The following is a 26,391-nucleotide window of genomic DNA, read 5'->3' as shown; positions in this document are numbered from 1 at the left end:
ACGACCGAACAGCGCGACCGAACAGCACGACCGAACAGCGCGACCGGGCTGGCGCGACCGGGTCAGTACAGCCGGGGAGCCTCCCCGCAGCGGACGACCTCGCCGTCGACGCCGGCCCGCGCGCCGTGCTCCCGCAGGCGCGGGGCCAGCTCGTCGGGCGGCGGGTTGTGGTGGCCCAGGTGCACGGCCACCACGTCGGTCCGCTCGTCGACCGCCCTGACGTCGCGGAGTCGCCGGAGCATCGCCCCGAACCGGTTCAGGCCCAGGTGGGCGGGGGAGATCTCCTCGCGGTCGCCCAGCGTCTCCTCGAGGAAGACCGCGTCGTAGCGGGCGCCGCGCACCGCGGTGAACCACTCGTCGTCCCACGGCCCGGTGTCGCTCGCCCACAGCAGGCGGGCGCCGCCGGGCCCTGTCACGTCGTAGAGCACCGCGTCGCCGTCGCGGAACACGCGGTGCCGGGCGGGCAGCACGCGCACCTCGTATTCGCCGACCCTGAGCCGGTCCCCGGCGGCGACGGGGACGAAGCGCACCGGGTCGTCGGGGCCCACCCAGGGCCGACACGCGTCGAGCGCGTCCGCGGGGCCGACCACCTCCAGTTCGCCGGCGTCGGGGACCCACGAGCGGAAGAGCAGGACCTGGGGTCCGAGATGGTCGGCGTGGGCGTGCGTGACGAGCAGATGTCGCACCCCCGCCAGAGACCGTCCGAGCCGCACGGCCGAGCCGGGTGCCTCCGGTCCGCAGTCGATCAGCAGCTCGTCGTCGACAAGCGCGGAGGTCTGGCCGCGCACCACGCCGAGCCGGCGTGCCTCCTCGCACGACGGGCACCGACAGAACGGGTTGGGCCAGCCGTCCGCGGCGCCGGTCCCCAGCAGGACGACCTCCATCAGGCGCCCGTCCCCGGCGCCGACCCGGGCGCCGCCCCCGGCGCCGACCCGGGCGCGGGGTCCGGCCCCGCCTCGCGCAGCGGCAACACGGCGCGGCCGTCGCGGCGGTCGAGGACCTCCACCCGCGCGTCGTAGACCTGCGCCACCCGCTCGACGGTGAGGACCTCCTCGGGCCGGCCGTCGGCCACCACGCGGCCCCGGTCGAGCAGCACCAGCCGCTGCCCGTAGTGGGCGGCCGAGGTGAGGTCGTGCATCGCCGCCACGACGGTCAGGCCGGTCTCGCGGCGCATGGAGTCCACCAGGTCGAGCACCTGCTGCTGGTGGCCGATGTCCAGCGCGCTGGTGGGCTCGTCGAGCAGCAGTACCCGCGGTTCCTGGGCCAGCGAGCGGCCCAACACCACCCGCTGCAGCTCACCGCCGGACAGCGTCGTGGCGGTGCGCGAGGCCAGGTCGTGCAGGTCCAGGCGGTCGATGACGCGGTCGACGACCTCGTGGTCGTCGGCGCTCTCGGTGCCGAACCGGCCGATGTGCGGGGTGCGGCCGAGCCCGATGAGTTCGCGCGCCGTGACCCCCTCGGGGACGACCGGGCGCTGCGGCATCATCGCCACGGTCCGTGCCACCCTGCGGCGACCCGCGCGGCGCGGGGTCAGCCCGTCGACCTCGATGTGGCCGTCGGCGGGGATGAGCCCGGCGAGCGCGAACAGCAGGGTCGTCTTACCCGAGCCGTTGGGGCCCACCAGGGACACCCACGAGCCGGCGTCCACGGCGAGGTCGACGCCGTGGAGGATGGCCGTGCGGTCCCGGGTGACGTGCAGGTCGCGGCAGGCCAGGGCGACCGGCGCGGGTGACGCGGGTGGTGTGGCGGTCATATGTTCCCCCGGCTGCGGCGCAGGACGATGAGGAAGAACGGGGCGCCGATCGCGGCGGTGACCACGCCGATGGGCAGCTCGGCCGGGCTCATCGCGGTGCGGGCGACCACGTCGGCCAGGATGAGGAACGCCGCGCCTACCAGCAGCGACACCGGCAGCAGCAGCCGGTGCCCGGGCCCGATGAGCATCCGCACGGCGTGCGGGATGACGATGCCCACGAACCCGATCAGGCCCGACACGGACACCACCGCCGCCGTGCCGAGGGTGGCCACGCTGACGAGGACCAGGCGCACCCGCGCCGGGGCGATCCCGAGCGTCGCGGCCTCGGCGTCCCCGACCGCCATCACGTCGAGGGTGCGCCGGAACAGGGCGATCACGGCCACCGCCACGAGCACGTACGGCAGCACGGTCTGCACGTCGGTCCAGCCGCTGGTCGTGAGGCGGCCGAGCATCCACGAGTACACCTGCCGCAGGGTCTCGTCGTGGCGCTGCATGAAGAACGTCTGGATGGCGCTGGCGAACGCCGCCACGGCGACGCCGGCGAGGATGATGACCACCTCGCTGCGTCCGCCGCCGACACTGCGGCCCAGCGTGTAGGTGGCCAGCACCGCGATCATGCCGCCGGCGAACGCGGCGGGCGGCACCATCGCCGAGCCCATCGCGCCGCCCGCGACGATCGCCAGGGTGGCGCCCAGCCCCGCCCCGCTGGACACCCCCAGCAGGTACGGGTCGGCGAGCGGGTTGCGGAACACGCCCTGGTAGGTGGCCCCGGCGATCGCGAGCATCGCGCCGACGATCGCGCCCAGCACCACGCGGGGGATGCGGATCTCCCAGAGGATGACCTGCTGTCGCTCGGTGAACCCGGAGTCGATGTCGACCAGCGGCAGCCGGCCCACCAGCTCGAGCACCACGCCGCCCGGGGTGAGGCCGGCCGGGCCGATGAGGGTGCCGAGCAGGACCGCCGCGGCCAGCAACAGCGTCGCCCCGCCCAGCACGAGGGCGTGGCGGGGCGACGGGCGGGTCACGAGGCGGGCTGGTTCGCGGGGCTCCCCGCGGTCTCCGGCGCGGCCTCGGGCACCGCGGTGACGATCGCGGCGACCTCGCGCATGAAGTCGACCACCCGCGGGCCCCACCGGCTGGACAGGTCCTCGTCGACCACGTGGACGCGCCCCTCGCGCACGGCGGTGAGTCCGTCCCAGCCCGGCCGCTCGGCCACGACTTCCGGGGTGACACCGCAGCACTGGCCGTCGGCGAGAAACACCAGGTCCGGGTCGGCCTCGAGGATGAGTTCCTCGGACAGCTGCGGGTAGGGATCGTCGCCGGTGGCGATCGAGGTCAGGCCCAGCAGGGAGTAGATCTCGCCGACGTAGGTGTCGTCGGTGACGGTGTAGTAGGTGTCGTCGAGCTCGTGGAAGTACGTCAGCGGCGTCTCGCGCTCCGGCACCGAGGCGACGATCTCGTCGATCTCGCCACGCATCCGCGACACGAGTTCGGCGGCCTCGCCGATGTGCCCGGTGGCCGCCCCGACCTGCTCGAGCTGGGTGTAGGTGTCGTCGAGGGTCTGCGCGGCGGGCAGCTGCAGCACCTCGACGCCGGAGCGTTCGAGGCCGGCCACGATGTCCCCGGTGTCGTCGGTGAGCACGACGAGGTCCGGCGCGTACGCCAGGATCGCCTCGAGGTTGGGCGTGTACCCGGACAGGTCGGTGACCGGGGCGTCGGTGGGGAAGTCGGACCGCTCGTCGACCGCCACGACGCTGTCCCCGGCGCCGACGGCGTAGAGCATCTCGGTGGTGGTGGGGGCCAGCGAGACGATCGCCTGCGGCTCGTCGGCCGCGGCGGAGGTCTGGTCGGCCGGGGCCGGCTCGTCGCCGCCGGTGCCGCTGCACGCGGTGGCGACCAGCGCCAGGGCGGCCAGGGGGGCGAGCAGCAGTGAGCGGGCTCGGGCCCGGCGGGCTCGTGGATGGTGCATGGCATCCTCCGTGATTCGGAGGACGAAAACAGCTCGGGCCGCGGCCTGGGCCGCTGCACGCGACCGTCCTTCGTCCGAGGTCAGTACGTACGGCTGCCGCGGAACCGGCCGACCTGGCTCGCCCGTCCTGAGACGGGATCACAGTTGCGGGACAGCGTCGGATTCGCACCGACTTCCGCCGAGTTGCCGCGGGGTCCGACGCTGGTGGCCGGACCCGTCGAGGGTATCCCACCCGCCGCCGCGTCCGCCCATCTGCGTGCCTCCGGCGCCGCCCCTGTCCGAGGTGGGCCGAGGGCGCGCGGAGGCGGTGGCGTTCGTCCGAGGAGGATGGACACAAGATCTGTCGGCAGTGGGAGAGGACCGTGGAGATGACGACGACGAGTTCTGCAGGCGAGGGGCCTTCGGCCGCGGATCTGCGCGAGCAGGGTTTCGCGACCAGGCGCGACGTGATGAGCGACGCCTTCGTCGACCGGGCCATGGACCGGGCTGCCGGGACGGCGTCGGAGGCGATCCAGCACGTGGTCACCGAGAACGTGTGGGGCAACATCTGGAACCGGCCCGGGCTGGGCCGCCGGGACCGCAGCCTGCTCAACATCGGGATGCTCGTGGCACTGCGTGCGGACGCCGAGCTGGCGGGGCACGTGCGCGGCGGGCTGACCAACGGGTTGACCCGCGAGGAGATCACCGAGGCGGTCATCCACGCGTCGGGGTACTGCGGTGCGCCGGCGGCCCTCTCGGCGATGAGGACCGTCCAGGCCGTCTTCGACGACCTCGACGGGTAGTCGCACATCGGCTGGGGAGGTCGTGGACGGCAGGTAGTCTCGTCCCCAGAGTGACAGACGCCACCCCTCGATCAAGGAGCCCCCATGCGCAGCACGATGATGCCGGAGCAGCTGAAAATCAGCACGATCCTGCAGTTCGGCTCGACCGTCCACTCCGATGCGGTCATCACCACCTGGACCGATCAGGGCCCACGGAAGATCTCCTTCGGGGACTTGGGCAAGCGCGCCGCTCAGTTGGCCCATGCGCTGCGCTCCCTCGGGGTTGACGGTGACCAGCGGGTCGCGACGTTCCAGTGGAACAATTCCGAGCATATGGAGGCGTACCTGGCGATCCCGTCGATGGGCGCGGTGCTGCACCCCCTGAACATCCGCCTGTTCCCGGATCAGCTCGAGTTCGTGGCCAATCACGCCGAGGACAAGGTCATCATCGTCGACCCGACCCTGATCCCGCTGCTGCAGCCGTTGCTGCCGCGGTTCTCAACGGTCGAGCACGTCCTCGTCACCGGTGGGGGCGCCGCGAACCTGGAGGCCCCCGAGGGGATCCGGGTGCATGACTACGAGGAGCTTCTCGCCGCGCAGCCCACGGAGTTCGAGTGGCCGGAGGTGGACGAGAACGACGGCGCCGCGATGTGTTACACCTCGGGCACCACGGGCGACCCGAAGGGCGTCGTCTACTCGCATCGCTCGATTTACCTGCACTCGATGCAGGTGTGCATGTCGGACGGCATGGATATCTCGGTCGACGACAACGTGCTGGCGATCGTGCCGATGTTCCACGCCATGTCGTGGGGCCTGCCGTACGCCGCGTTCATGGTGGGGGCGTCGTTGCTCATGCCGGAGCGTTTCCTGCAGCCGGAGCCGCTCGCGGCGATGATCGCCAGTGAGCGCCCGACCCTCGCGGCCGCCGTGCCCACCATCTGGATGGCGGTCGACGCGTACTCGGTCGACCATCCCATCGACATGTCGAGCTTCCGCTCCGTCGTCGTGGGCGGCAGCTCCTGCCCGGCGGAACTGATCCGCAAGTTCCGGGACAAGTACGGGATCAATATCACCCATGCGTGGGGCATGACCGAGACCTCGCCCATCGGCACGCTGTCCCGGCCGAAGGCGTCCCTGCCGGAGGACGAGCAGTTCAAGCTGCGTCTCACCCAGGGGCGGCTGCTCGCCGGCGTCGAGGCCCGGATCGTTGACGATGCCGGCACGGAGCTGCCCTGGGACGGGGAGTCCGTCGGCGAGCTGCAGGTCCGTGGACCGTGGATCACCGGGAGCTACTACAAGGTGGACGACTCGGATCAGTTCGACGACGGCTGGCTGCGCACCGGCGACGTGGGCTACATCAAGCCGGAGGGCTTCCTCCAGCTCACCGACCGCGCCAAGGACATCATCAAGTCCGGTGGCGAGTGGATCTCCTCGGTCGAGGTCGAGAACTACCTGCTCGAGCACCCGTCCGTCGCCGAGGCCGCGGTAATCGGCATCCCGGATCCCAAGTGGGACGAGCGGCCGCTGGCCACGATCGTGGTCAGGGACGGTGTGCCCGACCCGAGCGTCGAGGAGTTGCGCGATCACCTGGCCGAGCGGATGGCCAAGTGGCAGGTGCCGGAGAAGTTCGCGTTCGTCGACGAGATCCCCAAGACCTCGGTCGGCAAGCTCGACAAGAAGCGCATCCGCGTCTCGCATTCCGACGGCGACCTCACCGTGGTCAACGCCCTGGAGAACTAGGCAGGCGGAAGGTCGAACGCGGGAACGCGTCGTCGGCCAGCGGAGGGCCCGGGATTGCGGTATGACCGCCCCCGGGCCCTGCTTCTGCGCTACTGGCTGCTCGGTGCCAACCGTCCCGCCGGCCGCCACGCCGGCCGCCACGCTGGCCGTCCCGCTGGCCGCTGCCACGCTGGCCGTCCCGCCGGCCGACACGCTGGCCGTCCCGCCCCCCGCCGCCGCGGCATCATCGCCGAGCAGAGGATTTCGCTCAGACCCACTCGGGCGATACAGGCGAAATCCTCTGGACGGCGGAGGCCGGGGCGGGCGGCGGGTCAGTTCGCGGCGACGCGTGCCAGCGGCCGGAGCGAGACGGGCAGTCCGTCCCCGGGGTAGGGCAGCGAGTCGTTCTTCATGGGCGGGACGTAGTCCAGCGGGACCGACCACTCGAAATGGCGTAGCAGCGCGCTGAGCACCAGCTTGGACTCGAGGTTGGCGAAGATCATGCCGAGGCACTTGTGCACCCCGCCGCCGAACGGCTCCCACGCGAAGCGGTGCGACTTGTCCTCCCGCCGCTCGTCGGAGAAGCGTTCGGGGTCGAAGATCTCCGGGTCCGTCCAGTACTCGGGCATGTGGTGCGAGTACAACGGCATGATCGAGGTGAGTCGTCCGGCCGGGATCTCCACGCCCAAGATCTCGGTGTCCTTGACCGTCTTGCGCGCCATCACCGGCACCGGTGGGTGCAGGCGCAGCGACTCCTTCATCACCAACCCCAGATCGGGCAGCTCCTCCAGCTCGGCCATGGTGGGGTTCGGACCCAGGTCCTGGCACTGTCGACGGAGCCGCTCCTGCCACTGGACGTCGCGGCCGAGCTCGTAGACCATCGACGTCACCGTGCTCGTGGTGGTGTCGTGCGCGGCCATGAGCAGGAAGATCATCTGGTTGATGATGTCGTCGTCGTCGATCCCGTCGGAGGCGTCCGCCACCTGGCACAGGGCGGAGAACAGGTCCTCTCCCGGGTTGGCGCGCCGGGCCGGCAGGTGGCGGCGCAGGAACTCCTCGAGCAGCCGGCGCCCCCGCGCCGCTCGGCCCCACTTGGTGAACGGCACCGCGGTGGAACGGACATAGCCGTTCGCGGCCTGGACGCAGTCGACGAACGCTGTGTTGACCTTGTCGAGCTCCCCGGGCGCGGCGTATTCGGCGCCACCCATGAACACCTCGGTCGCCAGGTCGAGGGTGTGCGTCTTGAGCGCGGGATAGATCTGGAACGCCCGGTCCGGGCCCCAGGCGCCGATGCCCTCGTCGACCAGCGGGGCGAGCCTGCGGGTGTAGCCCTCGAGCCGGGGACGGGTGAACGCCTCCTGCATGATGTGCCGGTAGTGGTGGTGCTCCTCGAAGTCGAGCAGCATCAGCCCGCGGTTGAAGAACGGCCCCACCAGGTATCCCCAACCGGGGCCGCTGGCGAACGCCTTGTCCGCGTTCTGCAGGGCGGCCTGGCAGGCGTCGGGGCCGATCAGGGCGGTCCACGTGGCGCCGAGGAAGTTCAGGTCGGAGACGGGGCCGTGATCGCGATAGCGGCGGGCCATGGTCGCCAGCGGGCTGTGGACGTATTCGAGCGTGCCGCCGAGGATCGGCAGCTTGGAGCGCAGTGGGGCCGGGCCGGGTCGGTAGACCCTCTCCCGCGGATCACCAGGGATGGACATCAGGCACCTCGTTGTCGGGTGACCCCAGTGTGTGACAGCCGTCACTAGTTGTCACGCGATTACCGAAACCGGCGGTGTCGTTTCTTTCACCCGGCCCGGCCAGCCGGCAGTCCCGCCGGCCGTGACACCGCCGGCCGGCCGCCCCCCGACTCAGGCTCGGGCGACCAGTGCGTCGATGTCCACGCCGTCGGGCAGGGCGCCGTACTCGGCCGAGCGGTCGTCGCCGAGCCGGGCCAGGCAGAACGCCTCCGCGACCGGGGCCGGTGCGTGGGCCAGCAGGACCGCGCCCTGCTGGGCCAGCGCCATCGCCTCTACCAGGCGGCGGGCGATCCCGGGGGCGGCGCCCGGGTCGGCGGCCGCGCGGCCGATCAGCGCGCGCACCCGCTCGACGTGCCGGTCGTACAGCTCGTGACCGCCCAGCTGCGCGGCCAGTTCGGCGTCGAACGCGGCCACGGACTCCGGTTCGCGGGCCATCGCGCGCAGCACGTCGAGCGCGATGACGTTGCCCGAGCCCTCCCACACCGCGAGGACCGGCTGCTCCCGGTAGCGGCGGGCGAGCGGGAACGACTCGGTGTACCCGTTGCCGCCGAGGCACTCCAGCGATTCGTAGGCGTGGTTCGGCCCGCGCTTGCAGATCCAGTACTTGGCGACCGCGGTGGCGAGCCGGCGGTAGGGGGCGAACTCGTCGTCGTCGTAGGCCGAGGCCAGGCGCAGCGCGGTCCACGTCGCGGCCTCCGCCTCGAGCTGCAGGTCCGCCAGGACCGCGGCCATCGCGGGCTGGTCCACCAGCGTCGCGCCGAACGCGGCCCGGTGCCGGGCGTGCCACGCCGCCTCGGCCACGCCCTGGCGCATGCCCGCCGCCGCGCCGAGCACGCAGTCCAGGCGGGTCCGGCCGACCATCTCGATGATCGTGCGCACCCCGCGGCCGGGTTCGCCGACCATCCAGCCGAGCGTGCCGTCGAACTCCACCTCCGAGGACGCGTTGGACTTGTTCCCCAGCTTGTCCTTGAGGCGCTGCACGAGGAACGGGTTCTGCTCGCCGCCGGGCAGGACCCGCGGGACGAGGAAGCAGCTCAGGCCGGCCGGCGCCTGCGCCAGGACGAGGAACGCGTCCGACTGCGGGGCCGAGCAGAACCACTTGTGCCCGCGCAGGACGTGGCAGTCACCGTCATCGACGGGCTCGGCGGTGGTGGTGTTGGCGCGGACGTCCGAGCCGCCTTGCTTCTCGGTCATGGCCATCCCGAACAGCACGCCCGACTTGGTGGCGGGGTCGCGCAGCTCGGGGTCGTACACCGTCGACAGCAGCGCCGGCTCCCACTCGGCGGCCAGCTCGGGGCTCAACCGCAGCGACGGGACCACCGCGTGCGTCATCGACAGCGGGCACCCGTGGCCGGCCTCGATCTGCGACACCAGCATGAACCCCACGGCCCGCTCGACGTTCGCCCCCGGCCCCGGGTCGGCCCACGCCGAGGTGTGCAGGCCGCGGGACACCGAGTACTCCATGATCCGGTGGTAGGCGGGGTGGAACTCGATCTCGTCGACCCGGTTGCCCCACCGGTCGTGCGCGCGGTGCACCGGCGTGAGGGTGTTGGCCAGCTCCGCGTCGTGTTGGTACTGCTCGGTGCCCACGTGGCGGCCGATCTCGTGGAACCTCTCGACGCGGGCGTGCGGCGAGAACACCGCGACGGCCTCCTGCAGTGCCGGGTTGAGGGCGTACTCGTCCACGTCCACGCGGGGCGACGCCTGGTTGAGGACCACGTGGGTACTGCGGTGTCGGGTCGAGGACATGGGTGCTCCCCCTCTAGTTCTTGAGGTGCTCAGTTCTTGAAATACTCAGCTCTTGAAGTACATCAACTGCGTGCCCGTGGCCAGCAGCGTGCCGTCGCGGCTCCACAGGCGAGCGGCCTCGTCGTGGTAGTTGCCGTGGAACCGGTGCGAGTGCACGCTGCCGAGCAGGAAGTCCGTGCCCTGGGCGGCGATCTCGTCGGCGGTGGCCAGGAAGTGGATCGTCAACGTCACCGTCCCCGCCGGGACCGGCCGACCGAGCCGGAGGAACGACCTCGGGAAGAACGAATCACACAGGGACGTCAGGGCGAGATGGTCGAGTCCGCGGGGCTGGGCGTCGCGGATCCACATCGTCGTCGTCGACTCCGGTTGCTCCTCACCGGAGGCCACGTCGTCCCACCCGCCGGTGACGAACCGCATGTCGTAGTTGTCCACCCACCGCACCCCGCGGTCCGACGTGGCGGCGGTGAGCTCCTCCGGCGCGGGGACGGCCGGCGGGGCGGTCTCGGTCTCCGACCACGTCTCGCGGCGCAGGCCGGTGATCGCGGTGGCGGTGGTGACGACCTCGTCGCCCTGGCGCATCTCCACCCACCAGTGCTGGTTGGAGCGGTTGGTGCGGGCGGGGCGGGCCTCGATCTGGAACTCGCCCTCGGCGACCGGCCCGGCGTAGTTGAGGGTCAGCGCGAGCGGGTCGCCGTGCTTGTCGGGGTGCTGCAGGATCGCGCCCAGCATGGTGGCCGCGGTGATGCCGCCGAACGGCCCCACCATGTTGGCCCACGCGGCGTGGGTGCGGCCGCGGAAGCGGTTCTCGCCGATCGGTTCCAGCGCGACGGCCTCGTCGAACACGTGGGTGGGGGCGTCCTGACCGGTCACGGGACCTCCTGTGGGGCGAGGGGATGGGCGCGGGGGTGGGCGCGAGGATGGGCGCGGGCTCACCGTACCGAGGAGAGGGGCGACGACGACGAGGAACGCCCGCCACCGGGGATCGTCCGGCTTTTCTCGGGGTTGCGAGGCAGCGGCCGCGCAGGTGGGGCCGGTGAAATCCGTTGACACTCTTGACGTCGTTTATATAGTAAAGACGACCTCACAATGTGTGGCTCCGAGCGTGCAGGAGACGCGCGATGACCGGACTGCCCAAGTTCGCCGCCTCGAGAACGCTGATCGCTGCCGTCGCGGCGCTCGCCGCCGTGCTCGTGGTGGCATTCGGCGTGGTGGCGCTGGTCCGCCCCGGAGGCGACCGCTCGGAACCGGTGGCCACCGACGCCACGACGTCCTCCCCTGCGACCTCGCCCTCATCGCCCCGCATGTCGCGACTCATGCCCCGCTCCTCCGCGCCGGAGATCACCGGGCTGCTCGAGGTGTCGGGACCGGAGTGCGACGCCGGGGTCATCAATTCCGACCTGTTGTACCCGAACAGCGGCGCGCGGATCATCGACTGCGGGTCCGGGTGGGCGGTCATGGCCAGCGCGGTGTCGGGCGACCCCTACTGGGTCGCGTATTCGGACGGCAGGTGGCGCAGGGTCGGGGACGTGTCGATCTACCTGGGGACGTGTCCGGACGAGGCGATCGCCCTGGGCGCCCCCGCGTGGATGGCGAGCAAGCAACTGGGGGACTGCACGCCGCGGGACCGGAGCGCCCCGGCGGCGACGGGGGCGGCGACGGTCGCGTCCACGCCCGCGCCTCGCGCGACGACCCCGACCCCGGCCGCGACTTCCCCGACTCGCACGAGTACGCGGACCGGGTCGCCGTCGGAGGAGTCCACGTCATCGCCGGCGAGCACCACGCGGACCAGCGCCACCACGTCGGCGTCCTCCACGCCCACCCAGGTGCCCACGTCCACCTCGCCGGGCGACGACGCGGCCACGGACGGCGGGTAGAGACGCGAAAGGGATCCGGATCGGGCTCCGGTCGGGAGAGAATCGGGATCATGCAGCCAGTCCGGACGCCGTCGTTCACCGCACTCACCGAGGGGCGGATCGCCCCGCCCATGGCCGCCCGCCCGGGCCCGGACCTCGCGGCGGCGGGGTTCACGGAGTCGGAGTGGGCGGTGGCCGGTGAGGCGGTGTCCTACTCGGTCGGCGAGCTGCCCACTGACGGGCGCATCCAGCTGGCTCAGGCCGATTCGGTGCCGTTCGCCACCCGCGTCCTGGTCCGCCGCCCCGACGCCGCCCGGTTCAGCGGCGTGGTGCTGGTGGAGTGGCTCAACGTCAGCGGCGGCCAGGACGCCGCGCCGGAGTACACCTACCTCGCCGACGAGATCGTGCGCGCCGGCCACGCGTGGGTCGGGGTGTCGGCGCAGTTCATCGGCATCGAGGGCGGCGACGCCGCCGTGGGGATGGGCGGGCAGACCGTCGGCCTGCGGGCGCAGCGGGCCGAGCGCTACGACGATCTCCACCACCCGGGGGACGCGTACTCGTACGACATCGTCACCCAGGTGGGCCGCTTCTGTCGCGACGCCCGCGACGACGGCCCGCTGGCCGGGCTGGCGCCGGAGACGGTGATCGCGATCGGGGAGTCGCAGTCGGCGATCGCGCTGACCTCCTACATCGACGGTGTGCACCCGCTGGTCGGCGTGTTCGACGGCTTCCTGCTGCACAGCCGTGGCGGCGGCGCGTTGCCGTTCGACGACCGGGGCTGCGCGGCCGGCATCGCCACCGCCGTCCGCTCGTCCACCATGCTCCTGCGCGACGACCTCGACACCCCCGTGTTCGTGGTCCAGGCCGAGGGCGACCTCGGTGGGTTGCTCGACTCGGCCCGCTCGCGCCAGCCCGACTCGGAGGCCATCGTCACCTGGGAGATCGCCGGCCAGGCGCACGCGGACGCCTACCAGTTGGGCGAGCTGGCGGGCCTGGTCGACTGCGGGGGAGCGATCAACAGTGGGCAGCAGGTGTTCGTGGTGCGGGCCGCGTTGCGTCACCTGGTGTCGTGGGTGGCCGGCGGGGCGCGACCGCCTGGCGCGCCACCGGTCGAACTCGACGACGACGAGGTGGTCCCCGGCGATCTGGGCATCGGCCGGGGTGGCGTGCGGACCCCGGCCGTGGAGGCACCGGTGGAGAGATTGGTCGGTGCGCCGTACCCGCAGTCCGCGCCGTTCTGCATGCTCCTCGGTCGCACGGAGGAGGTGCCCGAGGAGCAGTTGCGTCAGCGGTGGTCGGGCCGCGACGAGTACCTGCGGGCCTATGAGGAGGCCACCGACCGTCTCATCGCGGAGGGCTTCCTGCTGACCGACGATCGCGCGGAGATCCTCGCCGACGCCCGCCCGGAGCGCATCAGCTGGTGAGCGCGTCGCCAAGTGCGGAACCCCGGTTCTCCGTTGCAGCCAGGCTGAAGACGCTGCTCGTGGCGGTGTTCGTGGTCAGCCAGATCACGGTGCCCGCGCTGCTGCTGGCGGCGCGTTGGTCCGGTGAGGGGTCGATGCCCACAGTCGAATTGCCCTTCAGTTGGCAGATGTTCAGCGCCATCGACCCCGGTGGGTACACCGGAGCGGCCGCCGACGGCTCGGAGCGGGACCTCAGCCTCGACGATCTGCCGCGGATCACCCGGGCCATCGCCTACAGCGACGATGTGCCCCGGATGCTGTGCGCACAGAATCCCGACCTGATGTCGGTCGCTCGATCCGGGGTGGAAGACGGCTTGTTGAGACACGAGAGGGTCTACCCGTGTTGACCGTCTTCCGCATTGCCTTCGGCGTTCTCGCCGCGGTCAAGACTCTCCAGTTGACGGCGAGGGGGTCGATCTCCACAGACGGTGGGATCGGCCTTGCGGATCATGCTGCGGTCGCACTTCCGTTGGGCGCGGTCATGGTGGTCGCCGCAGTCTTTTTCATCCTCGGGAGAGGCGTCCGCCGAGCCGCGATGGCGATGCTGATCGGTTTCCTCGTGTTCATCACTGCACTGGATTTCTACAATCATCACACCTATTTGATGATCGTCGTCTGCGCGATCTTTGTCCTGGGTGTCACTGTTCCCGAGTTGTTGAAACTCCAGCTCACCATCGTCTATGCGTTTGCCGCTCTCACGAAGATCAACGAGACCTACCTGTCGGGTTCGGAACTGTATGCGTCCATGGTCCAGCATGGTGTGTGGCGGACCTTCATCGGCGTCGATCCAGCACCGGCATTCCTCATGGCGGTATCAATTGCCTCCATCGTGATAGAGGCTTTCCTGGCAGTCGGATTGTGGTGTGCGCGCACTCGTTGGATCGCGCTGGTCAGCGGCCTCTGTTTCCATCTGGGACTCGTTGTATTTGTCACCGATGGATTCAGTCTGTTCGTGGAACTGTCGATCTACGGCGGGGTGATGCTGTGCCTCTACCTGCCGTTCTTCCAGGATGAGATCGATGCGTTCGTCCCACACATCAAGGGGGCTACACGCGACAAAAGGACCGCAGGAGCGAGGCTGGCCCCTGGACTGCGCCGCGACATAGGTGGCCATTCTCACCGGGTCGCGTTCGGGCCGATACACGTGGGCCGAGGGGCGTCCAGGGCGATAAGCCCGTCGCAGAGCACGACCGGCGCTTCGCCGAGGCCGCCGACTTAGCCGTGGCCCGCAGCGAGGCAGTCGACCGAAACCGAGGCGGGAAGTTCGTGTGTCGACGAGGTACACCCGTGCGGGACGATACGCCGCCAACCATCGCCGCTGTGAATCACATCGCTCTGTGGCGGCGTTCTGTGATTGCTTTCAGGCTGCTGTTCGCATCGGCAATGTCGTGAAAACAGTGAGTGAATTCCTAACGCGCGACGGGCAAGCTCTGCTCCGTCTGGAGTCCGCTCTTCGTATGCGAGGCCACGACTGATTGTTCGTTTGTGGCGGCCCACCGGGAGCTACGATCGATCTGTGGCCGTATCTATCCGTCGTGTTCAAGCCTCCGATGCACCCTTTCTGGCGGAGATGCTCGTCGCGGCGGCGTACTGGCGACCGGACGGTCCGAGCGGAAGCGTCGCGGAGGTGCTAGCCCATCCCCAGCTGGCGCATTACGTCGCAGGCTGGCCACGGTCAGGCGACCTTGGAGTCATCGCTTCGGAGGGGGCACAGCCCGTGGGTGCCGCCTGGGTGCGATTGTTTCCCGAGAGCGATCCCGGTTACGGCTTTGTGAGCGCCAACATTCCTGAATTGTCAATGGGCGTCATCCGGGAACGGCGAGGGCGAGGGATTGGGTCCCACCTGCTTGATGCCTTACTTGCTGCCGCACATGAGCAGAAGCTGGCAGCGATAAGCCTCAGTGTGGAATCGGACAACTACGCCCGTCGTCTGTACGATCGCGCAGGCTTCCGTCCAGTTGATGTTGCGAGCGGATCCTTAACCATGCTCTTGCGACTCCGAGAACCACGCAGTACTGAGGAATAGTCAGTCTTGACGTCGAATTGTCATGCGCTCGTGCCCCGGAAGAGACGGCTCGAAAACCTACAGTTTTACGAGACATAAGTTCCCGGTCTTCACTCGACATGCACCCGGGTGGTCGCGATCATGGCGGGATGGCGATCCCAGAACAGCTGCCGCAGCTTGTCGACTCCTGCGCGGGGAGGATCGTGATCGACCACGGACACTTCGAGGTATTCGATCCCTTGGCACTCCCGCCGGAAGGCACTGATCTGTTCGCGTTGGCGGAGGCATCTCCCCCCAGCTCCAGCGCGGATGGGATGGCGGTCATCCTTAGCCCGCTCCAGAACAACTTCGACACGTCGGTGACCATTGAGTTCTGGTCCGCTCGACCCGATGACGATCGAAATCGATGGGAGCAAACTTCGGAGAATGTTCTCCGGGTGGAATCCGGCACACTGGTCATCGGCTCGCCCGGCTACGACGAGCTAGCGGCCTCAGCAGCTCCGGACACCTACATCCTCGAAGTCAGCGGACGAGGTTTCGTGGGCTACGGGTGGCCCAGTTCGACAGACCCGGGCGACGAGTGGCGCCTGCGACTGTGGCCCGCGCGGACCGACACGGGTGGGGTACGGGCACCGCAACGGTGGCATCAGCCTGGCGTTGGGGCCCCCGACCAGGTTCCTTTTCATTCCGAGGTCACCAGCGATTCCTCGACCGATGCCACGGAGTCAACTAGCTGGGGATTTTTGCCGAGAACCTCGCCGTGGGACTCAGTGCCCGCTGAGCTGTATCACGTCAACGGCGCTGTAAGTCTCAACGAGATGGATCCGGACCTCATCGCTCGTCTCATCCGACTCTCGGAGGGCCAGCAGCGGGAGATCGCATGGTGGTGCGCCCGCCGGGCGCTCGAGTCGGCCGGTCTCCATACCGAGGACTACATCATCACAACCATGGCGAAGGTCGAAGCCGGTGCACCGCCACCAAAGCTTGACGACTTGTTCGCGTGGCTGAACCAATAGGTTCTTAAGGCGCCTTCGCGACAGTTCAGCGATCACTGTATAGTTCAACATATGCTGACTGTTGCTTCTCGTGTGGATGTGATGAATCGGTTGGGGCGGGCGATGGCCGATCCGACGCGGTCCCGGATACTGCTGACGTTGCTGGAGCGGCCGGCCTACCCGGCGGAGCTGGCCCGGGACTTGGGACTGACGCGTTCGAACGTGTCGAACCATCTGGCGTGCCTTCGCGACTGCGGGATCGCGGTCGCCGTGCCCGAAGGCCGCCAGACCCGCTATGAGATCGCAGATCCGCATCTGGCGCAGTCACTAGCCTCCCTGGTCGAGGTCACCCTCGCCGTCAACGAGAACGCCTCCTGCCTGGACCCAGCCTGCTCAGCGCCGGGTTGTTGTGACACGGGGTCGGGCGCGTGATCCTGACCTCGGCCTTGCAGGCGATCGGCCTGTTCATCGCCACCAACATCGACGACATCATCGTCCTCTCACTGTTCTTCGCCCGCGGCGCAGGCCAACGTGGAACCACCGCCCGCATCCTGGCCGGCCAGTATCTCGGGTTCGTCGGCATCCTCGGCGCCGCTGTACTCGTCTCCCTGGGCGCGGGCGCATTCCTGCCCCCAGAGGCCATCCCCTACTTCGGACTGATCCCATTGAGCTTGGGACTGTGGGCCGCGTGGCAGTCCTGGCGAGGGACCGATGACGATGACGACGACGCAAAAATCGAGGGCAAGAACGTCGCCGTGTGGACCGTCGCCGGCGTCACCTTCGCCAACGGCGGAGATAACATCGGCGTCTACGTCCCCGTCTTCCTCAACGTGGGCACGGGAGCCGTGATCGCCTATTGCATCGTGTTCCTAGTGCTGGTAGCAGGACTGGTGGGCCTGGCCAAGTTCGTCGCCACGCGCCGGCCGATCGCCGAAGTCCTGGAACGCTGGGAACACATCCTGTTCCCGATTGTCCTGATCGGCTTAGGCGCCTTCATTCTGATCAGCGGCGGAGCCTTCGGGCTCCAATAAGGCTCTTCTCTGCCGCAAATGAGCGGTCTCTGAAGACCGCCACTGAGAGGTCAGCTCCACAATCGCCGCTGTGTCACAGGGTGTAGTTCGGCACTTATGAAACTCCTTCCCGTCGGGTCTAAGATCTATTGATACAGATTCCGGGCGGAAGGGCCTTTCGATGGCTGAGCGGATCGGGACGTTGCTGGACCGTTCGGGTGGCGGCGGGGAGGAGGTGCTCATCGTTGTCGGTCACTCGCCCTCACCTGAGGCGGAGGGCCAACTGCGTGATGTCCGTGACCTCGAGGTCCGGGCTGGCGAAATGCGCCGGGTACGTGCCGTTGGCCCGGTTGATCCACGCCGTTGCCATGCCGATTCGGTGGGCGCCGTCGATGTCCCAGGGATGGACCGCCACGAGCATGGCGTCCCAGGGGGCGACGGCGCACTGTTCGAGTGCGAACTCGTAAGCGGGGGCGGCTGGTTTCCACGCGCCGGCGGAGTCGACTGACAGCAGCATGTCGAAGTCGCGTCGTACACCGGATGACGTGAGCAGCTGCTCGGCGACCTGTGTCGAACCGTTGCTGAGGGTGACCAACCGGATCCCCAGCTCCGTCAACGCCGTGACGCCGTCGGCGACATCGGGATGGGGGTCGAGTCCGACGAACCCGCTCATGATGTGCTCGATCGCCTCGTCGAGAGGCCGGTTGAGCTTCACCCCCGACAGCATGACCTGCAGGAGCCCGGTGCCGATGTCAGCGAACGGGCGAGCGGCGCCTGCGGCGGTGAGGGCGAAGCCGTCGCGCAGGAGATCGGCGAACCACAGGGGATACATCGAGCCGGGTGCCCCGACGTCGGAGAACCGGGCCGACATCGCCGTGGTGTCGGACAGGGTCTCGTTGACGTCGAACACGATCACTTGCGGGCGGCGGAGCCCAAGCCCGCCGCCCAGGTTCTCTTCGCGATGGTCGGGTGTGTCGGTCACGTAGAGACCTCCTGGTCACCGGGTGTGCACCATGCTATGCGCCAGCGGGCTACGCGGCGGGGACGTCGAGTTCGATGGCTAGGGTGGGCGCATGGACGCCGACATCAACTTCTACTTCGACCCGGTCTGCCCCTTCGCCTGGATGACCAGCAAATGGGTGCGCCAGGTGCAGGCGCAGCGCGACTACGCCGTCGACTGGCGGTTCATCTCACTGCGCCTGATCAACGCCGAGGTCGACTACGACGCGCACTTCCCGCCCGAGTACGAAGCCGGCCACACCGCCGGGCTGCGACTCCTGAGAGTGGCGGCCCGTGCGCGAGCCGAGCACGGCCGGGAGGCGATGGCACCGTTGTACGCCGCCTTCGGGGCGCGCATCTTCGACACCGCTCCGGACGCCGGCGACGACCGCAGCGAAGGCGAAGAGCGTGAGCGGCGCGGGACGAGCGAGTTCGCCGGGTTGGTCCTCGCCGACGCTGGCCTGCCGATCGAACTGGCGGACGCCGTCGACGACGAGTCGTGGGACGCCGAGATCCGCCGGGAGACCGACGAGGCGCTCTCGCTGACGGGCAAGGACGTGGGCACGCCCATCATCCACTTCGAGCCGCCGACCGGCGTCGCGTTCTTCGGGCCCGTGATCAGCCGGCTGCCAGACGAGGACTCGGCAGCCGAGCTCTGGGACCACGTGGTGGGGCTCGCCCGCTTCCCGGGATTCGCCGAACTCAAGCGCAGCCTGCGCGAGAAGCCGCAGCTGGCCGCGTTCGGAGTCGACGCAGACACGGTCGGCACACAAGAGGACTGGCACGGCGGAAGCCGTCGGCAGAAGAAGTGAGGATGGCCGTTCGCGCCACCGTGGCGGGACTGGCGGCGATACTCGCCTGATGGCTATCGATCCCCGCGGAAGAGACCTCAAGTGCTACCTCGCCGACGACCCCGGCGGCCCGGTCGTGATGCTGAACCTGCTCCGGTTCGCCGATGGCGGGCGTGAGGACTACGCGAAGTATGCCGCGGCGCTGAACGAGACGTTCCTTCCCCGCTACGGCGCCGAGGTTCTCTACGCCGGTGACGGTTCCACAGCTCTGGTCGCCGAGACCGGCCAGGACTGGGATGCCGTTCTGCTGGTCCGATACCCCAGCCGCGCCGCGTTCAGCGAGATGGTCGCCGACCCCGAGTACCAGACCGTCACGGCACTGCGTACCAGCGCGTTGCAGGAAGCGGTGCTCCAGGCCACGACCCCCTGGGCGTGACTCCGACCCCGTAGGCACGTCGAATCCGACGCCCATGCCCGAGTGCGATCGCGTGCAGAATGCGGGACGCCGGGGCTACTGACGGGCTCGTCGTCGTCGACCTGTGACGGCATGGAGCACCAACGCGAGCATCACCGTCGCGCAGCAGATCACACCCACGCCGAACGCCATGGTGATGCCCTGGTCGGTCGAGTACGCGGAGTCGGAGGGGTGCGCGGCGAGGACGGCGGCCGACAGGGCCGCGCCGACCGCACCACCGACCGTGCGCAGCACCTGGTTGAAGCTCACCGCGCTGCCGAGCTGGTCCACCGCCACGCTGCGGGCGATGAGCGCGGGCATCGCGGCGTAGCCCGAGCCGATCCCGGCGCCGAACAGGAACATGCCGATCGCCAGCGTCCAGAAGTCACCGTGCCGCAACCACAACAGCACCGACGCCACGGTCATCACGGCCGCGCCGACGGGGAGGAAGACCGCCATGTCGTAGCGGCGGGACAGGGCACGGACCGTGCGGTTGGCCACGAGACTGCCCGCCGACAGCGGCGCCATCATGAAGCCCGCCCACATCAGCGGCACCGCCAGGCCGAAGCCGGTGTCGGCGGGTGCCTGCGCCACGAGGCTCGCGATGGACAACCCGATGTACATCGCGGTGCCCAGGCCGATCGCGGTGGCGTTGGCCAGCAGGACCTCCGGCCGGCGGACCACGCGGAGGTTGACCAGGGGATGCAGGGTACGGATGCTGTGCACGATCCAGAAGAGCAGAGTGTTCAGCGCGACCACGAGGACGACAAGCGCCGTCGCGGACCCCCAGCCCCAGGTCTGCCCCTCGGAGATCCACAGCAGCAGCGCGGCCAGACCGCCGCCCAACAGCAGGGCCCCGCCGATGTCGAACGGCGTGCGGGGCGCGAGCGGATCGGGGCCCGCGGGGATGAAGCGCCAGACGCCGAACGCCGCGGTGGCCACGAACAGCGCCGCGAAGGCGAACGCCGCCCGCAGGTCGAACGTCGCCGCGAGGATGCCGGTGAGCGGGTAACCCAGTCCCATCCCCACCGACACCGTGACCGAGAGGGTCGAGATGGTGGGCTGCGATTCGGTGTAGGTGAGGTGCCGGCGGGCCAGGGCGATGGTGATGGGCACTGTGCCGTAGAGCAGTCCCTGCAGCGCCCGGCCGATGAGGAAGACGGTGAAGTTCGGCGCGACGGTGGCGATGATGGAGCCGAGGAAGATCACGCCGAGGCTGGTCAGGAGCAGTTTCCGGGTATGGGGGCCGTCGGCCAGGCGGCCCATGATCGGGGTCGCGACCGCGCCGACGAGCAGGTTGGCCGTGAGCATCCACTGCGCCGTGCTCACGGGGATGCCGAACTCCGCGGAGACCGACGGCACCAGCAGCATGCCGAGGGAACTGACGATCGAGCTGGTCAGGGCGGCGTAGACGAGGGCTTGGACGAACCAGCGGGGCGCCGGGCGCCGGTGAGGGGTCATCGGGGGTCCTCGGAGTCGAGGCGGCGGAGCAGGGGGACCGCGGCCGCGAGTCGGTCGCGCTCGGCGTCATCGAGGTGGTCGCCGATCGCGTGGGCCAGCCAGTCCTGGCCCGCGGCGCGCTCGGTGCGGAGCTGTTCGCGCCCGTCTGCGGTGATGGTGACGAGGGTGCGTCGGCCGTCGGCGGGGTCCGGGCTGCGGGAGACGAGTCCGAGATTCTGTAGTTCGCGGACGGCGTTGGCGACCGCCTGGTGGCTGATCCGCTCGAGGCCCGCCAGGTCGGTCGCGGCCAGGGGTCCGCGCTGCTCCAGGTGGGACAGGATCCCGACCTTGCCCATCGACAACGTCCGGTGGGAGTTGAACCGTCGCCACAGGGGGCGCAGCGCGTGGCGGAGGTCGTCGGCCAGGGCGGCGATGTCGGGCGACGGGGTAGCGGTCGGGTCTGCGGGTTGCCCGGCGGGCTGGTCGGTGGGTGTCACTCCGGCGAGTCTACAACCAGATTGCGCAATCTGCTTGCGTAAGGGTGGGGTGGGCGGTAGAGCGCATCGACAAGGGCGTTCCGCACACCTGCCTCTCGGCGAATGTGTGCGGAACCGTCTTGTCGACGCCGGGCCCGGCGGGCCGGGCCCCCGGAGCAGCCGGCCTCAGTACGTCCCGCAGTTGCTCGGCGCCGGGACGCCGTTGACGCGGTCGTCGAGGTACCGCAGGTTGCCCTCCAGGCCGGTGAGCATGGGTGCGGCGTGACCGATCACCAGGCCGGGCGCGACGGCAGGCATCGGGTCGATGACCATCTCCACGGTGACGCCCTGCGCGCACCAGTCGCGACCGAGCTGCTGGGACTGGTGGCCGGGGACGACGTCGTCGTTCACGGGTGAGAGGACGCGCACGGGTGTGGTGGGCGCGAGCCGGCCGATCCGCTGACGCTCGAGGAATCCCGTGAGTATCGGCTCGGAGCGCACGATGTCGCCGGCCGGCCGGCCCGAGACCGTGTAGGCGGTGGTGCGCTGCTGGAAGAACTGGACCGCGGTCTCGCCGATGCACTGGTCGGCGGTGGTGGCGAGCATGGCCCGGCCCCGGTCGTTGAAGTACGGGTCGATCAGCGGACCCATCTCCGGGTAGGCGTCGAGCAGGCTGTTGAGGGAGTAGCCGATCACGCCGGCGATCGCGGTGCCGTCGACCTGCTCGAGGGTGGCCAGCAGGTCGGCCGGGGGCGAGCCCGCGGCGGTGCCGACGAGGTTGACCTCCGGCGCGTACTGCGGGTGCAGTTCGGCGGCCGCGGCGACGGCGCCGCCGCCCTGGGAGTAACCGGTGAAGACCGTGCGGGCGTCTGGGGCGATGTCGGCGCCCGGCACCGACGCCGCGACGCGCGCGAGGTCGAGCACGGCACGCGCCTGGGACGCGCGATTGATGTACGAGTGCAGGCCCGGCGTGCCGAGGCCCTCGTAGTCGGTCATCGCCACGGCGTACCCGCGGGCGAGCAGGGCGTAGGCCTGGATGAGTTCGTACCCGAACCCGACGCCCGGCGGGTCGGTGCGGACGGTGGCGAGGTTCTGGAACGTCTTGGACGGTGCGCAGTGGTCGGCCTGGCCCTGAGTGCCCGGCGCGACGACGGCCAGCGGACGCGACCCGGGCCCGGTCCACGGTGCGCGCGGCTGCAGGTAGGCGCCGGTGACCGCGATCGCCTCACCGCGCGACCCGACGGAGGTGTACATGATGCGCTGCGCGTCCGTGGACAGCGGCCCCGCGCCGTCGGAGATCGGCTCGGCGCCGGGGATCGGTGGGATCGCTCCGGCCAGCGGGAACGGTTCGGTCTTGATGAGCTCGCCGGAGGCGGCGGGCAGGTCCGTCGGCGGCTGGTAGAAGGTGGGTGCCGGGTCGTTGGACGACCCCTGGGCGCCTGCGGCGGGGGCGACCAGGGCCCCTCCGGCGACTGCGGTGGCGATGGTGGCGGCGAATGCGGCTGCGCGCATCGCGGTTCGACGAAGTGGCACGGTCCCCCCGGACTGTTTGTGTTCTGGATCACGAAGTCGAGCAGAGTCTAAGTGAATGCTGTGCGCGACGGGCACTCCGGTCGTGCGTCGCCCATCAGGGCGGCACGTCGGTGCGGCCAGTCCGCGCTGCCGGGTGGCGGCGAGAATCGCGTCGACTGTCAGGCGTGCATGCCCACGGTGAACCACCGGGTCGCCTCGTCGACGACGTCGTCGATGCTCGCGCTGGTCTCGGCCTGGAGCCAGGCGGTGATGAGTTCTCCCTGGCCGCCCACCAGGAGGCGGGCGCTGATCTCGTCCCGGGGAGTGGGCAGGGCGCGGTCCCCGAACGGTGTCCGGGCCTGGGTCACGACGAGGGCTGCGAAATCGCGGTACAGCTCGTGGCGGCGCTGCCGGAGGGTATCTGCGGGATCCCATGCGGCTGTGGGGGAAGCGCTACCAGCGGTACGGGCCGGTCTCGTGGTTCCGCGCATTCGGGACGAGGATCGTGGCGCTGCTCGGGCTAGAGGCCTCGGGGGTGGTCCTCCAGAACCGGGACAAGGCGTTCGCCAACGGCGAGGCGTGGCAGTTCCTCATCGGGCCGTTCTTCGACCGCGGCCTGATGCTCCTGGACTTCGACGAGCACATGGCCCATCGCCGCCTCATGCAGGAGGCGTTCACCTCCGACCGTCTCGCCAGGTACGCGGCGGCGATCGACCCGGCGGTCCGCACCGCCGTCGAGCAGTGGCAACCGGGGGAGCGCGTGGAGGTCTATCCCCGGCTCAAGCAGTTGACGCTGAACCTCGCGGTGGAGGTCTTCATGGGCGGCGCCCCCGGCGCCAGCCAGGCGCGCCTCGATCAGGTCAACGCCGCGTTCATCGACTGTGTCCAGGCGGCGACCGCGCTCGTGCGATACCCCGTCCCGGGCGGGCGTTGGCACCGCGGACTGGCCGGCCGACGTCGGGTGGAGGAGTTCCTCCGCGAGTACCTGCCGGCCAGGCGGGCAGGCGACGGCGACGACCTGTTCTCCGTGCTGTGCCGGGTGGAGGTCGACGCCGAGCGGTTCAGTGACGACGACGTCATCAACCACATGATCTTCCTGCTCATGGCCGCGCACGACACGTCCACGATCACCATCTCGACGATGATGCAATACCCGGGCCAGCACCCGGAGTGGCAGGAGCGGTGCCGCGAGGAGTCCCTGGCGATTCCGGGCGACACGATCAGCTACGACCAGCTCTCGCAGTTGGGGTCGCTGGACCTGGTGATGAAGGAGTCGCTGCGCCTGGTGTCGCCGGTGCCGACGATCGTGCGCACGGCTGTCAAGGGCACCGAGGTGCTGGGGCACTTCATCCCGGCGGGGACGATGGTGGCGATCGCGCCCTACTTCACCCACCATCTCGAGCAGTACTGGCCCTCTCCGGAGGTCTTCGACCCCGGCCGGTTCTCCGAGGGGCGCCGCGAGGACAAGGTCCACCGTCAGGCGTGGCAACCGTTCGGCGGCGGCGTGCACAAGTGCATCGGCATGCACTTCGCCGGCGCGGAGGTCTCACTCGTGCTGCATCACCTGCTGCGCACCTTCGAGTGGCACGTCGACGCGGACTACTCGGCGCCGATGGAAGTCGCTGCCGTTCCCGAAGGACGGGCAGCCGGTCCGTCTGGTGCGGCGGGCCGGAAATTCAGAGAAATCACAGCCGCAGGGGTAGCGAAAGGTGTCGTATCAACTTAGTCTGTGGTGTACCTCACATCCCGCATGTGGGACAACACGGAAGGGTGATCATCATGGCTGCTCACACGACCCACGCTCCCGAGCCGGTGGCCTCCACGGACGGCGCGCCGGCCAGGAGGAAGAAGGCGATCCCGATCATCCAGAGCCGCATCGGCGCCCCTGTCGCCTTCGTCGGTCTGGCGATCGCCCTGCTGAGCCTGTACCTGCCGTGGGTGACCGGCGCCGGGCAGTCGCTCTCCGGCCTCGTGCTGCCCGAGGTGTTGGGGCTCAGGGAGATCACCCCGGTGAACTTCCTCGGCCTCGTGGCGCTGTCGTTCCTCACCGTGGTCACGCTCGTGGCCCGGCTCGGCATCTTCGCGATCCTCAACGCCGTGACGGCGGGGCTGGTCCTCATCGCCCACCTCGCGTTCATGTGGGTGCTGTACGGCTCGACGGGGACGGCGGACCCGATCCTGTCGGGGCTGTCCGCCGAGGCATCGGTCGCCTATGGCCCGTACGTCGCCATCGTCGGATTCGTGCTGGTGATCGTCGGTTCCGCGGCGGCCGCCGTGTCGGCCGAGTACCTGCTGCCCGACCGTGCGGAGGCGAGGCACCGCGACCGCGACTGATGGGCGCACCGTTCACGCCCCGGCGTGTTCGTGCTCGTCCCCCTCGCGATCGTCGTCGCCGCGGCGCCGGACGGTGATCCACTGCGCGGCGAAGATCGCGAGGGCGACACCTGCGGTCAGGGCGATGGTCAGCGGATCCGACCCCGCCTTGAGGCCGACGAAGGGGACCAGTACGGCCAGGTCGAGCACTATGGCGACGCACGGGATCCACACGGTGGCGTCGACCTCGTCCCGGAGTCGCCGGATGACGCCCAGGTGGATGGCGATGTCCATCGTCAGGTAGAGGATCGCGCCGAGGGCCGCAATCCTGGACAGGTCGAAGAAGGCGGCCATGAGGATCGCCAGGCCCGCGGTGATGTAGAGCGGCTGGTGGCCTTCCCGGCCCGGCAGCCCCGGGGCCTGCCCCATGTCCCGGAGCATGTCGTAGAGCTTCGAGACGGAGAACAGGCTCGCGATGAGTCCCGACAGGGTTGCCACGACCGCCACGATCACGGTGAGGCGTACTCCCCACTGGCCGAACAGCGGCGCGGCCGCTTCCGCGAGCGCGTAGTCACGCGCCTCGACGATCTGCGGCACGCTCAGGCTCCCGCTGACCGCGACGACGATCAGGAGGTAGAGCACCGTGCACAGGGCGATGGAGATGAGGATGGACCTGCCGAGGTTGCGTTCGGGCCTGCGCAGGTCGGCGCCGTGATTGGTGATCGTGGTGAAGCCCTTGTAGGCGAGGATCGTCAACGCCACGGCGGCCAGGAATCCGGCCCACCCGTGATCCGGCGGAGTGCGGTCCCCGGCGTCGACCAGCCGGGACAGTGACCCCACGCCGGTGGCGAGGATCCCGGCGATGGCCAGCGCGGCGATCCCGCCGATCTTGATCGCGGCGGTGATCATGGCCGAGCGTTCCACCAGTCGGTTGCCCACCAGGTTCACGGCTGCGGCGGAGGCGATGGCGAGAACGGCGAGGACCGGCACCCATATGCCCGGGTCACTGACGTCGAAGGCGCGCAGGAGGTAGGTGCCGAAGGTCCTGCCGAGGAGGGACTCGGCGAGGATCATCGACACGTACATGAACAGGGAGAACGAGCCGGCGACCACGCCGGGGCCGTACGCGGCCTTGAGCAGCATGGCGATGCCGCCGGACGACGGGTTGGTCGCCGAGTACCGGATGTACGAGTACGTGCTGAACAGCACGACCACCGCGCCGGCGAGAAACGCCCACGGCATCCACCCGCCGGCCAGCTCGCCGACCTGGCCGACCAGCGCGAAGATGCCGGCGCCGATCATGACCCCCGTGCCCAACGCCACCGAGCCGGAGAGAGAGAGTGATTTCCGGTCACTGTCGTGGTTCATTCTGTGGTCACATCCTCGATGG

At 69.7% G+C, this 26,391-nt stretch carries 26 protein-coding genes, 1 pseudogene and 1 riboswitch; of the genes and pseudogenes, 14 read left to right on the top strand and 13 right to left on the bottom strand.

Features of this window, described 5'->3' with window-relative positions; all coding sequences use genetic code 11:
• Positions 1 to 62: 62 nt before the first annotated feature.
• Genes AB5G72_RS16870 through AB5G72_RS16855 form a run of 4 tightly spaced genes read right to left on the bottom strand, consistent with a single transcriptional unit; the run spans position 63 to position 3,722 of the window.
• Complete coding sequence (locus AB5G72_RS16870; RefSeq protein WP_440220488.1) at positions 63 to 884, bottom strand: MBL fold metallo-hydrolase; 822 nt, start codon at positions 882 to 884, stop codon at positions 63 to 65.
• Entirely contained in the window at positions 884 to 1,753 is an 870-nt protein-coding gene (locus AB5G72_RS16865) for an ABC transporter ATP-binding protein (RefSeq protein ID WP_440220487.1), read from the bottom strand. Before AB5G72_RS16865 ends, AB5G72_RS16870 begins: the two co-directional genes overlap by 1 nt.
• Positions 1,750 to 2,778 (bottom strand): FecCD family ABC transporter permease, encoded by a 1,029-nt coding sequence (locus tag AB5G72_RS16860; protein ID WP_440220486.1) that lies wholly within the window; start codon positions 2,776 to 2,778, stop codon positions 1,750 to 1,752. The genes AB5G72_RS16865 and AB5G72_RS16860 overlap by 4 nt, the downstream gene beginning before the upstream one ends.
• Positions 2,775 to 3,722 carry an ABC transporter substrate-binding protein gene (locus AB5G72_RS16855; protein WP_440220485.1) on the bottom strand — a complete coding sequence of 316 codons (948 nt, stop codon included), beginning with the start codon at positions 3,720 to 3,722 and terminating at the stop codon, positions 2,775 to 2,777. Before AB5G72_RS16855 ends, AB5G72_RS16860 begins: the two co-directional genes overlap by 4 nt.
• An 89-nt stretch (positions 3,723 to 3,811) precedes the next feature.
• Positions 3,812 to 3,950: riboswitch (cobalamin riboswitch) on the bottom strand.
• A 140-nt stretch (positions 3,951 to 4,090) separates the two neighbouring features.
• On the opposite strand from AB5G72_RS16855, the gene AB5G72_RS16850 reads away from it, so the two are divergent.
• Positions 4,091 to 4,504 (top strand): carboxymuconolactone decarboxylase family protein, encoded by a 414-nt coding sequence (locus tag AB5G72_RS16850; protein WP_120285726.1) that lies wholly within the window; start codon positions 4,091 to 4,093, stop codon positions 4,502 to 4,504.
• Positions 4,505 to 4,588: 84 nt separating this feature from the next.
• Positions 4,589 to 6,223 carry a long-chain fatty acid--CoA ligase gene (locus AB5G72_RS16845; RefSeq protein ID WP_120285489.1) on the top strand — a complete coding sequence of 545 codons (1,635 nt, stop codon included), beginning with the start codon at positions 4,589 to 4,591 and terminating at the stop codon, positions 6,221 to 6,223.
• 311 nt (positions 6,224 to 6,534) lie between these two features.
• Here AB5G72_RS16845 and AB5G72_RS16840 read toward each other — a convergent pair whose 3' ends face one another.
• The 3 genes from AB5G72_RS16840 to AB5G72_RS16830 form a co-directional block, all read right to left on the bottom strand.
• The gene (locus AB5G72_RS16840) at positions 6,535 to 7,902 is read right to left on the bottom strand and encodes a cytochrome P450 (protein ID WP_440220484.1); all 1,368 of its coding nucleotides are present in this window, start codon (positions 7,900 to 7,902) and stop codon (positions 6,535 to 6,537) included.
• A gap of 150 nt (positions 7,903 to 8,052) precedes the next feature.
• Positions 8,053 to 9,690 (bottom strand): acyl-CoA dehydrogenase family protein, encoded by a 1,638-nt coding sequence (locus AB5G72_RS16835; protein ID WP_440220483.1) that lies wholly within the window; start codon positions 9,688 to 9,690, stop codon positions 8,053 to 8,055.
• Between the two features lie 45 nt (positions 9,691 to 9,735).
• A complete protein-coding gene (locus AB5G72_RS16830; RefSeq protein ID WP_440220482.1) occupies positions 9,736 to 10,560 on the bottom strand; it encodes an acyl-CoA thioesterase in 825 nt (274 codons plus the stop codon).
• Positions 10,561 to 10,808: 248 nt separating this feature from the next.
• Between AB5G72_RS16830 and AB5G72_RS16825 the strand changes: the two genes are divergently transcribed.
• The 8 genes from AB5G72_RS16825 to AB5G72_RS16790 all read left to right on the top strand — a co-directional run bounded on the left by AB5G72_RS16825 (position 10,809) and on the right by AB5G72_RS16790 (position 17,037).
• The gene (locus AB5G72_RS16825) at positions 10,809 to 11,564 is read left to right on the top strand and encodes a hypothetical protein (protein ID WP_440220481.1); all 756 of its coding nucleotides are present in this window, start codon (positions 10,809 to 10,811) and stop codon (positions 11,562 to 11,564) included.
• 50 nt (positions 11,565 to 11,614) lie between these two features.
• Entirely contained in the window at positions 11,615 to 12,967 is a 1,353-nt protein-coding gene (locus AB5G72_RS16820; protein WP_440220480.1) for an alpha/beta hydrolase domain-containing protein, read from the top strand.
• A complete protein-coding gene (locus tag AB5G72_RS16815; protein ID WP_440220479.1) occupies positions 12,964 to 13,353 on the top strand; it encodes a hypothetical protein in 390 nt (129 codons plus the stop codon). Before AB5G72_RS16820 ends, AB5G72_RS16815 begins: the two co-directional genes overlap by 4 nt.
• Entirely contained in the window at positions 13,347 to 14,225 is an 879-nt protein-coding gene (locus tag AB5G72_RS16810) for an HTTM domain-containing protein (protein ID WP_440220478.1), read from the top strand. The genes AB5G72_RS16815 and AB5G72_RS16810 overlap by 7 nt, the downstream gene beginning before the upstream one ends.
• 351 nt (positions 14,226 to 14,576) lie before the next feature.
• The gene (locus AB5G72_RS16805) at positions 14,577 to 15,032 is read left to right on the top strand and encodes an N-acetyltransferase family protein (RefSeq protein ID WP_440221520.1); all 456 of its coding nucleotides are present in this window, start codon (positions 14,577 to 14,579) and stop codon (positions 15,030 to 15,032) included.
• Between the two features lie 128 nt (positions 15,033 to 15,160).
• Complete coding sequence (locus AB5G72_RS16800) at positions 15,161 to 16,027, top strand: hypothetical protein (RefSeq protein ID WP_440220477.1); 867 nt, start codon at positions 15,161 to 15,163, stop codon at positions 16,025 to 16,027.
• 51 nt (positions 16,028 to 16,078) lie between these two features.
• On the top strand, positions 16,079 to 16,438 hold the full coding sequence (gene cmtR / locus AB5G72_RS16795; RefSeq protein ID WP_440220476.1) for a Cd(II)/Pb(II)-sensing metalloregulatory transcriptional regulator CmtR: 360 nt from the start codon (positions 16,079 to 16,081) through the stop codon (positions 16,436 to 16,438).
• Entirely contained in the window at positions 16,435 to 17,037 is a 603-nt protein-coding gene (locus AB5G72_RS16790) for a cadmium resistance transporter (protein WP_106385994.1), read from the top strand. Before cmtR ends, AB5G72_RS16790 begins: the two co-directional genes overlap by 4 nt.
• A gap of 241 nt (positions 17,038 to 17,278) precedes the next feature.
• Here the strand turns inward: AB5G72_RS16790 and AB5G72_RS16785 are convergent, their stop codons facing one another.
• Positions 17,279 to 17,998, bottom strand: a complete 720-nt coding sequence (locus AB5G72_RS16785; protein WP_440220475.1) for a haloacid dehalogenase type II — start codon at positions 17,996 to 17,998, stop codon at positions 17,279 to 17,281.
• Between the two features lie 91 nt (positions 17,999 to 18,089).
• Between AB5G72_RS16785 and AB5G72_RS16780 the strand changes: the two genes are divergently transcribed.
• On the top strand, positions 18,090 to 18,827 hold the full coding sequence (locus AB5G72_RS16780; protein WP_440220474.1) for a mycothiol-dependent nitroreductase Rv2466c family protein: 738 nt from the start codon (positions 18,090 to 18,092) through the stop codon (positions 18,825 to 18,827).
• 49 nt (positions 18,828 to 18,876) lie between these two features.
• Positions 18,877 to 19,242, top strand: coding sequence for a DUF1330 domain-containing protein (locus tag AB5G72_RS16775; protein WP_440220473.1), 366 nt, complete (start codon positions 18,877 to 18,879; stop codon positions 19,240 to 19,242).
• A 75-nt stretch (positions 19,243 to 19,317) separates the two neighbouring features.
• On the opposite strand, the gene AB5G72_RS16770 is transcribed toward AB5G72_RS16775, so the two are convergent.
• The 4 genes from AB5G72_RS16770 to AB5G72_RS16755 all read right to left on the bottom strand — a co-directional run bounded on the left by AB5G72_RS16770 (position 19,318) and on the right by AB5G72_RS16755 (position 23,056).
• Entirely contained in the window at positions 19,318 to 20,721 is a 1,404-nt protein-coding gene (locus AB5G72_RS16770) for an MFS transporter (protein ID WP_440220472.1), read from the bottom strand.
• Complete coding sequence (locus AB5G72_RS16765) at positions 20,718 to 21,197, bottom strand: MarR family winged helix-turn-helix transcriptional regulator (RefSeq protein ID WP_440220471.1); 480 nt, start codon at positions 21,195 to 21,197, stop codon at positions 20,718 to 20,720. The genes AB5G72_RS16770 and AB5G72_RS16765 overlap by 4 nt, the downstream gene beginning before the upstream one ends.
• 165 nt (positions 21,198 to 21,362) lie before the next feature.
• On the bottom strand, positions 21,363 to 22,688 hold the full coding sequence (locus AB5G72_RS16760; protein WP_440220470.1) for a lipase family protein: 1,326 nt from the start codon (positions 22,686 to 22,688) through the stop codon (positions 21,363 to 21,365).
• 179 nt (positions 22,689 to 22,867) lie between these two features.
• Positions 22,868 to 23,056 carry a hypothetical protein gene (locus tag AB5G72_RS16755; protein WP_440220469.1) on the bottom strand — a complete coding sequence of 63 codons (189 nt, stop codon included), beginning with the start codon at positions 23,054 to 23,056 and terminating at the stop codon, positions 22,868 to 22,870.
• Positions 23,057 to 23,064: 8 nt separating this feature from the next.
• Here AB5G72_RS16755 and AB5G72_RS16750 point away from each other — a divergent pair.
• Together AB5G72_RS16750 and AB5G72_RS16745 are read left to right on the top strand one after the other, a co-directional pair.
• A pseudogene (locus AB5G72_RS16750) lies at positions 23,065 to 24,391 on the top strand (cytochrome P450).
• Between the two features lie 76 nt (positions 24,392 to 24,467).
• The gene (locus tag AB5G72_RS16745; protein ID WP_187353589.1) at positions 24,468 to 25,022 is read left to right on the top strand and encodes a hypothetical protein; all 555 of its coding nucleotides are present in this window, start codon (positions 24,468 to 24,470) and stop codon (positions 25,020 to 25,022) included.
• Positions 25,023 to 25,034: 12 nt separating this feature from the next.
• On the opposite strand, the gene AB5G72_RS16740 is transcribed toward AB5G72_RS16745, so the two are convergent.
• Positions 25,035 to 26,369 carry an APC family permease gene (locus AB5G72_RS16740; RefSeq protein ID WP_440220468.1) on the bottom strand — a complete coding sequence of 445 codons (1,335 nt, stop codon included), beginning with the start codon at positions 26,367 to 26,369 and terminating at the stop codon, positions 25,035 to 25,037.
• Positions 26,370 to 26,391 lie beyond the last annotated feature (22 nt).

This window comes from Dietzia sp. MNB45 (assembly GCF_051994785.1).
Classification (GTDB): domain Bacteria; phylum Actinomycetota; class Actinomycetes; order Mycobacteriales; family Mycobacteriaceae; genus Dietzia; species Dietzia kunjamensis.
The sequence above is the reverse complement of the archived record's forward strand: the minus strand, read 5'-3'. Positions and strand labels throughout refer to the sequence as shown.

What these genes read in the sequence shown, in the direction of transcription:
- AB5G72_RS16850 (WP_120285726.1), top strand. Translation starts at nt 4,091, where the DNA reads ATGACGACGACGAGTTCTGCAGGCGAGGGGCCTTCGGCCGCGGATCTG.
- AB5G72_RS16770 (WP_440220472.1), bottom strand. Translation starts at nt 20,721, where the DNA reads ATGACCCCTCACCGGCGCCCGGCGCCCCGCTGGTTCGTCCAAGCCCTC.
- AB5G72_RS16775 (WP_440220473.1), top strand. Translation starts at nt 18,877, where the DNA reads ATGGCTATCGATCCCCGCGGAAGAGACCTCAAGTGCTACCTCGCCGAC.
- AB5G72_RS16780 (WP_440220474.1), top strand. Translation starts at nt 18,090, where the DNA reads ATGGACGCCGACATCAACTTCTACTTCGACCCGGTCTGCCCCTTCGCC.
- AB5G72_RS16745 (WP_187353589.1), top strand. Translation starts at nt 24,468, where the DNA reads ATGGCTGCTCACACGACCCACGCTCCCGAGCCGGTGGCCTCCACGGAC.
- AB5G72_RS16800 (WP_440220477.1), top strand. Translation starts at nt 15,161, where the DNA reads ATGGCGATCCCAGAACAGCTGCCGCAGCTTGTCGACTCCTGCGCGGGG.
- AB5G72_RS16865 (WP_440220487.1), bottom strand. Translation starts at nt 1,753, where the DNA reads ATGACCGCCACACCACCCGCGTCACCCGCGCCGGTCGCCCTGGCCTGC.
- AB5G72_RS16805 (WP_440221520.1), top strand. Translation starts at nt 14,577, where the DNA reads ATGCTCGTCGCGGCGGCGTACTGGCGACCGGACGGTCCGAGCGGAAGC.
- cmtR (WP_440220476.1), top strand. Translation starts at nt 16,079, where the DNA reads ATGCTGACTGTTGCTTCTCGTGTGGATGTGATGAATCGGTTGGGGCGG.
- AB5G72_RS16760 (WP_440220470.1), bottom strand. Translation starts at nt 22,688, where the DNA reads ATGCGCGCAGCCGCATTCGCCGCCACCATCGCCACCGCAGTCGCCGGA.
- AB5G72_RS16845 (WP_120285489.1), top strand. Translation starts at nt 4,589, where the DNA reads ATGCGCAGCACGATGATGCCGGAGCAGCTGAAAATCAGCACGATCCTG.
- AB5G72_RS16855 (WP_440220485.1), bottom strand. Translation starts at nt 3,722, where the DNA reads ATGCACCATCCACGAGCCCGCCGGGCCCGAGCCCGCTCACTGCTGCTC.
- AB5G72_RS16740 (WP_440220468.1), bottom strand. Translation starts at nt 26,369, where the DNA reads ATGAACCACGACAGTGACCGGAAATCACTCTCTCTCTCCGGCTCGGTG.
- AB5G72_RS16825 (WP_440220481.1), top strand. Translation starts at nt 10,809, where the DNA reads ATGACCGGACTGCCCAAGTTCGCCGCCTCGAGAACGCTGATCGCTGCC.
- AB5G72_RS16870 (WP_440220488.1), bottom strand. Translation starts at nt 884, where the DNA reads ATGGAGGTCGTCCTGCTGGGGACCGGCGCCGCGGACGGCTGGCCCAAC.
- AB5G72_RS16835 (WP_440220483.1), bottom strand. Translation starts at nt 9,690, where the DNA reads ATGTCCTCGACCCGACACCGCAGTACCCACGTGGTCCTCAACCAGGCG.
- AB5G72_RS16820 (WP_440220480.1), top strand. Translation starts at nt 11,615, where the DNA reads ATGCAGCCAGTCCGGACGCCGTCGTTCACCGCACTCACCGAGGGGCGG.
- AB5G72_RS16840 (WP_440220484.1), bottom strand. Translation starts at nt 7,902, where the DNA reads ATGTCCATCCCTGGTGATCCGCGGGAGAGGGTCTACCGACCCGGCCCG.